At 37.7% G+C, this 6747-nt stretch carries 8 protein-coding genes; 4 read left to right on the forward strand and 4 right to left on the reverse strand.

The features are described from left to right. Positions 1–220: 220 nt before the first annotated feature. Complete coding sequence (locus AC4GME_RS05830; RefSeq protein WP_490376453.1) at positions 221–952, forward strand: glutathione peroxidase; 732 nt, start codon at positions 221–223, stop codon at positions 950–952. A gap of 120 nt (positions 953–1072) precedes the next feature. On the opposite strand, the gene ubiA is transcribed toward AC4GME_RS05830, so the two are convergent. After that, entirely contained in the window at positions 1073–1936 is an 864-nt protein-coding gene (gene ubiA, locus AC4GME_RS05835; RefSeq protein WP_490376452.1) for a 4-hydroxybenzoate octaprenyltransferase, read from the reverse strand. 10 nt (positions 1937–1946) lie between these two features. Beyond that, entirely contained in the window at positions 1947–2507 is a 561-nt protein-coding gene (locus AC4GME_RS05840) for a chorismate--pyruvate lyase family protein (RefSeq protein ID WP_490376451.1), read from the reverse strand. A gap of 118 nt (positions 2508–2625) precedes the next feature. Here AC4GME_RS05840 and AC4GME_RS05845 point away from each other — a divergent pair, with 118 nt between their 5' ends. Continuing rightward, the gene (locus tag AC4GME_RS05845; protein ID WP_490376450.1) at positions 2626–3039 is read left to right on the forward strand and encodes a flagellar basal body-associated protein FliL; all 414 of its coding nucleotides are present in this window, start codon (positions 2626–2628) and stop codon (positions 3037–3039) included. Between the two features lie 74 nt (positions 3040–3113). Here AC4GME_RS05845 and glpG read toward each other — a convergent pair whose 3' ends face one another. Beyond that, on the reverse strand, positions 3114–3950 hold the full coding sequence (gene glpG / locus AC4GME_RS05850) for a rhomboid family intramembrane serine protease GlpG (RefSeq protein WP_490379127.1): 837 nt from the start codon (positions 3948–3950) through the stop codon (positions 3114–3116). Between the two features lie 3 nt (positions 3951–3953). Further along, positions 3954–4463: a transcription/translation regulatory transformer protein RfaH gene (rfaH, locus tag AC4GME_RS05855; protein WP_490379128.1), complete on the reverse strand. Its 510-nt coding sequence runs from the start codon at positions 4461–4463 to the stop codon at positions 3954–3956. Between the two features lie 437 nt (positions 4464–4900). On the opposite strand from rfaH, the gene AC4GME_RS05860 reads away from it, so the two are divergent. Beyond that, positions 4901–5215, forward strand: coding sequence for a ComEA family DNA-binding protein (locus AC4GME_RS05860; protein ID WP_490377626.1), 315 nt, complete (start codon positions 4901–4903; stop codon positions 5213–5215). A 494-nt stretch (positions 5216–5709) separates the two neighbouring features. Then, positions 5710–6747 (forward strand): MBL fold metallo-hydrolase (locus tag AC4GME_RS05865; RefSeq protein WP_490379129.1); only part of this gene is annotated, 1038 nt, incomplete at its 3' end.

Here is a 6747-nt window from a genome sequence, read left to right on the forward strand (position 1 = left end):
GTCCTTCGTTCACATAATCTGTTATTTTAATTGTATAGAATGTTTTTATCATTAAAAGTCAATCATCAGGTGTAACTATCGATTCGATAATTACAAACGATTTTACCTATTGAATGTTTGTGTCCATAATTACCCCATCGAAACAAGTTAACTGCTTGTTCAAAAAACAATATATAAGCAAAATATTTACGAATTTAATTTTAAGTATTAGGAGCATCACATGTTAGAAAATATTGAAGGTCAAAAAATTCCAAGCGTTACTTTCCCAACTCGCCAAGGCGATCAATGGGTAAATGTTTCTACCGATGATCTATTTGCAGGTAAAACCGTGGTCGTATTTGCATTGCCTGGTGCATTTACGCCAACCTGTTCTTCTACACATCTACCGCGTTACAATGAATTGGCGGGCGTATTAAAAGAAAATGGTGTGGATGAGATTGTTTGTTTAAGTGTTAACGATACCTTTGTTATGAATGCATGGCTTGCCGACCAAGAAGCGGAAAACATTACTGTTGTGCCAGACGGTAGCGGTACGTTCACTGCAGGTATGGGGATGTTAGTTGATAAAAGTGATATCGGTTTTGGTAAACGCAGCTGGCGTTACAGTATGTTGGTAAAAGATGGTGTGATTGAAAAAATGTTTATCGAACCAAATCAACCGGGTGACCCGTTTGAAGTCTCTGACGCTGATACCATGCTCAATTACATTAATCCAAATGCCAAAGCACCTTCTGCAGTAACATTATTCACTAAACCGGGTTGTCCTTTCTGTGCAAAAGCAAAAGCGGCATTAAAAGATAACAGCATCGCTTTTGAAGAGATTGTTTTAGGAACAGATGCAACTAGCGTTAGTTTAAAAGCTGTTACAGGACAAACGACTGTGCCGCAATTATATGTTGATGGAAAACACCTTGGTGATAGTGATGCAGTGATCGCTTACGTTAACGGTTAATACGCCAGCAAACAGTTGTTATTAAATTAATTTTGAAGCGCATTTTCAGTTGGAAAATTGCGCTTTTTTTGAATCTAAAGTTCGTTATATTAAGTGATTATTGGATTGTGTATTAGCTTGTCAGAGATAACTCAAAAACAGCGCGATAAAAATAACTAATCCCACATAGTTATTATCTAAAAAGGCTTTAAAACAAGCTTTTTTTTCGCGCTCTTTTATGTCAATTTGCTGTTTGATAAATAAACCTGAAACAACGAATAATCCAGTAAAATAGATCCAACTTAACGCTTCGATCCAACCCAATAAAAGTAATAAAAGCAGGCAAGCCAGTTGTAATAAAGCAACTATTAGTTTGTCCTGTTCTGCGAATAAAATTGCAGTTGATTTTACACCGATTTTTAGATCATCATCGCGATCAACCATGGCATAAAGGGTATCGTAAGCTATGGTCCAAAGTATATTCGTTACAAATAAAATCCACACCACTGCGGGTAATTCATTTGCCTGTGCTGCATAGGCCATCGGAATTGCCCAGCTAAAAGCTAAACCCAAAACAAATTGAGGAAGGTGGGTAAAACGTTTCATAAAGGGATAGGAAAATGCTAATAGAATAGCCGCAACGGAGAGTTGAATGGTTAAACTATTTTGCGTTAACACTAACAAGAACGAAATAATAGCCAGAGTTAAAAATAGAAAGACAGCTTCGATGCTGGTGGCACGACCGGACGGTAAAGGGCGCTGTTTAGTACGTTCAACAAAACCGTCAATTTTTCGATCTGCAAAATCGTTAATTACACAACCCGCGCTACGCATTAAAAATACACCTAAAACAAAGACAAGTAATACACTTAAATCCGGAAAACCTTGCGCGGCAATCCACAATGCCCATAACGTTGGCCAGAGTAATAAAAGCGTGCCGATCGGTTTATCGATACGCATCAGTTGTGCATAAGCTTGTAATTTTTGTTTACAGAAGTAATTCATGCTGAATAGCTCATGTTAAATATATGCCTGAAGCGGGTAAAAACAGTTCACTCACTAACAGGGGTTTATCGTTCAGATAAAAAAGAGAGCGTCTTGCCCAAAGCGAGTGGTCGCAACTTTGATTGAGGGAGTGACATAACAGATCGAGTTGCGGGTTTTCTGCAAATTGCGCAACTTCAATTGCTCCCCGTTTCATGCTCGGATCTTGAAATAATATTTTACCCAGTGATTGCGAACCAATTTCAGCTAATTGTGCTTGTTCTTGGGTTAATGTGCTAAGGGGAATTTCTGTTTGTGCAAAGACTACGGGAAGATCATCACAATATAAAAAAACCTCACGGACTAATACCTTAGCTTCATTGGAAAAATAGCAGGAGAGAGAAGGATCTGCTGAGCTTATTGTTATCTGTTGCCTTACTTGAACATGAAACTTTTCGCATAATTTCTCTAACTTTTGAGTTAATGAGTTATGATCATACAGCCATGAACTTATCTTTTCCGGACACTGTTCAGGTTTTATTTCTGAAAGCCAGGAGGTTGATGAGCTGATAGGAAACAAGTGATTGAGCATAGTGACCTTTAACTGTTGAAGTTTTTTTTTAACTCTCAAAAGAGGTAAAAGCACAAATATTTTGCTATTGTATCATTCAAATATATGAATCGTTCATCTTTGTTACAAGGAAATAACCATGTTTAAAAAAGCGCTATTTTGTGTGCTTTGTTTTTCACTATTCTCCCCGGCACTCTTTGCTGATGAAGAGGCTACTGAGGAAATAAAAGATGATTATCAGTATTTTTTAATTGAGCCTGATATTATCACTAATTATATTAAACCGGGAAAACGTATCGGTTTTATACGTGTCACTGTTGAATTAATGGTTAAATCAAAAGGCAACTATGCCGTGTTGGAAAACCATGAACCACTGATACGTGACAAGATTATTACCGTATTTGGTGAGCAAAATGAAGCGATAGTAAAATCAGTTATCGATCGTGATGATATTCGTCAACGTTGTTTAGAAGAAATAAATGATCTGTTATATGCAGAAACAGGAAAAAAACCTGTTGAAGATCTGCTGTTTACTAAGTATTTGTATCAGTAAACCTTAAGTTTTCCCTGTAAGTCGAAATTCCTAACCCTAGCAAGCTTCTCATTCCGGCTGTTTAGCCGGAAGAGCTACACTTTAATCTTTGCACAAATAGCAGCCAAAACTAACCCTGCTAACAAGCCAACCAGATGTGCATAATTAGCGACATTAACGGGCAGTAGATTAACAAAACCCAAAGCTAACCAGCCGAGTAAAAATAGAAAATAGGAGTTGGGTAAATTGACCTTACTGGTTTTATTTAAGATACCAAATAACCAGCAATAACCAACCAAAGCATAAACGACACCACTTAATCCGCCAAAATAGGGGCCAACTAAATAATATTGCGCAAGGTTGGAAGCTACGGCTGCAACAAGAAAAAGTAAGATTAAGCGTTGCTTACCATGCTGTTTTTCCACAATGCCAGCCAACTCCCACCACCAAAGTAAGTTAAAGACAATGTGCAGAATACTAAAGTGTAAAAAAGCCGGTGTTATAAAACGCCAGCTCTGTGAGTAATCAAAGGGTTGAGTGGTAAAAAAAGCAAAAAATGACTGCATGGGATTAAACAAACCAAAACTTATTAGTGCATAAATAATTAAACAAGCAATAAAAATTGAATGGCTAATAAAACCGCCGTGGCTGATAAAATTAGCCGTTAAATGAGAGTTTGCATAAGCGAGGTGCGCGTTATCTTGATTTGCTGAACCCGTTTGCCAGCTTGCGGCAAGATATTTGGGATCGTTTGGGTTTTGCAGAAACAGATCAAGCTCTGCTTGTGCCAAATTTTGCTGTGTGCTTTGCTCAATTAATAGTTGGTAATCAAATTCATCATGATGAATGCGGTTTTTAATATTAAGCGCGCTTAAATAATCAGAAAAAGCTTGGGCCGCACGTAAATTTTGAAAATGATGTAATGTGAACATAAATTAACTTTCCAATTTTTTAATATCTCTATTGCTAAAAGATATTTTGTTCTCTTGATTAAGAACCTTGAGTAATAACATTGAACGCTCGAGGCCATCTTGCGCCTCAAAAATGGCCGTTACACCTTGAAAAGAGCCACTTAAGATCTCAACTTTATCACCACTTTTTAACAGTGATTTTGTATCAACATCAAGGTCATTGATTGAGTGGCAGATATTTTCCAGTTGTTTGATCAGCTCAGGGGAAACTATAGCTATCTCCTTGCCAAATCGAACAAAATCATTAATACCGCGGGTAGAACGAATGCGACTGAAATTTCCATCTTTTTGATCAACAAAAATAAACAGATAACTGGGGAATAGCGCCTCTTCAATCGTTGTTTTTTTACCGCGAGTAATTTTTTCTTTACGAATTTTAGGGAAAAAAGAATGAACACCCTGATTTTCTAAGTTTTGCTGTGCGCGTAACTCTTCTCTACTTTTACAATATACAACAAACCACTGCTTACTCATTACCTTACCTTTTATACCAATCCGTAAAATTAACAGCCCTATTTTTGTTTTTGGAAGTGCGGTTTTAACCGCGCAATATCATAGGCGCGACTGAAGAACCAGGGTTCGCAGAGCTTACCCGCTCATAAACCTGAACTGGTGTTCAATTCGCCAAACTTCCACAAATAGAGGATAAGATTAAGCGGATTGCTATTGCATCCCTTAAAACCGTTTCAGGATACCGAAAACAGCTTAGCGATGCGAATAAAATAAAGTGTCATTGCTTTGGGGAGGTAACAATGTGCAATAGTGTCGGTGCAATGTGATCCAGAACACAGATTTCCACTACCCACCCGGGTGGTTTTTCATATGCCGCCTTGTAAAGGTCAAAATATAATCTAATTTAAGTACTGCATTTAATCACTTAGATGCGTTTAATCACTTAAAAGGAAGTTCAGATGTTTAATAAATTAATATACCGTTTGTTACTTGTTTCATCACTGTTTGTATTATCAAGCAGCCAGCAGGTTTTGGCTGCAGATAAAATTGTTGAACCGGCAGCCGCTTCGATGGAAATCTCCGAAAAAATAAATATCAATATAGCGAGCAGTAAGCAACTTGCTGCGATCAAAGGTATTGGCGATAAAAAAGCACAAGCTATTATTGATTACCGCCAAGAAAACGGTGTTTTTAGTAGCTTAGATGGGTTAACTAAAGTCAAAGGCATCGGTAAAAGCACCTTGAAAAAAATCGAAGCTTTTGTGACCTTGTAATCCCTCCAAAACTAGCCTCCCATCATTACGGTGGGAGGCCTAATACCAATCCGTTTAATATTATTCTCTATACATGGAAGTGCGACTTCAGTCGCGGCTATAATATTGCGCGGTTAAAACCGCACTTCCAAATGTAAATACAGATCAATTAGTTTTGCGGATTAATGGTATAAATAATAACTTATTCACAAATATCCCTTGTGCAGTTAATAAGTAAACATGTTTTGTTTGTTATTTATTCACTTTCATTTGTGGTGGATAATCCAGATCAACTAAGCCATATAAAAATTTATATTTAAATGATTATATCTAGTAAATTTCTTTCGAAAACGTTATATTCGCCATCAAATTTTTGCTTTTCAGACTCTGGGGTTCTGCAACCTAGTGGCGGTAGCGTGCCTGAAACTTTGTTTTTGAGTTGAAAGGCTGGATTTGTTTCTTCTGCTCAGCATCGAAATAGAGATGTTTAAATGATTTAATCATGGAAGGTAGAAATGCTGAAGCTCAATGCTGATTATTTAAGCTTAAACTCGCATGGTGGCTCAACTGGTGTGACGGGATCGTGCCATGAGTTGATCATTAATAAAAATTCAAGCTTACTGGTCGATTGTGGCTTATTTCAAGGTTTAGATACAAACGAGTCAGAGAAACCATGGCAGATCGGTTTTGATATCAGCAAGATTAAAGCCCTGTTAATTACCCACTGCCATATAGACCATGTAGGACGTTTGCCAGCACTGTTAGCGGCTGGTTTTGCAGGACCAATTTATTGCAGCAAAGCAACGGCACTATTATTACCTGTCGTTATAAAAGATGCTTTAAAAGTCGGCCTGACAAAAAATGAACGTCTAATAAACGCCGTTTTAGGGCGATTGGAAAAACAGCTCGTTGCTGTTGATTACGGAAAGTGGAACTTGTTAAATGGTTTCCCGAAAGCAGTTAAAATAAAATTCAAACCCGCTGGTCATATTATTGGCTCTGCTTATATCGAAATTTTAATCGCTGAAAACAGTGACAATAAAACTAAAAAAACAAAAACAGTATTTTCCGGCGATCTTGGCGCACCTTATACGCCACTGTTAGCCGCGCCAAAATCACCTTATCGATGTGACTGGCTTATTTTAGAAAGCACCTATGGCGATAAACAGCACCAACACCGCGCACAACGAACAAAAAATTTAAAAGCGGTTGTCGAAAAAAGCCTAAAAGATGGCGGAGCGATTTTAATACCCGCATTTAGTATCGGCAGAACACAGGAGTTACTCTACGAATTAGAAGAGATACTCCATAAAGTAAAACATAATAAAAATAGTCGCTGGCAGAGATTGCCGATTATTGTTGATTCGCCATTAGCGGCCAAGTTTACAAAAATGTATGGGCAGCTAAAACCTTTATGGGATAAAGAGGCGAAACGTAAAGTAAAAGCAGGCCGTCATCCACTAAATTTTGAAAACTTAATCACCATTGAAAGCCATCAGGATCATTTAGCATTAATCTCCCGCTTAGTTTCAACGGGTGAACCTGCAATCATT

This window comes from Psychromonas sp. (assembly GCF_983033635.1).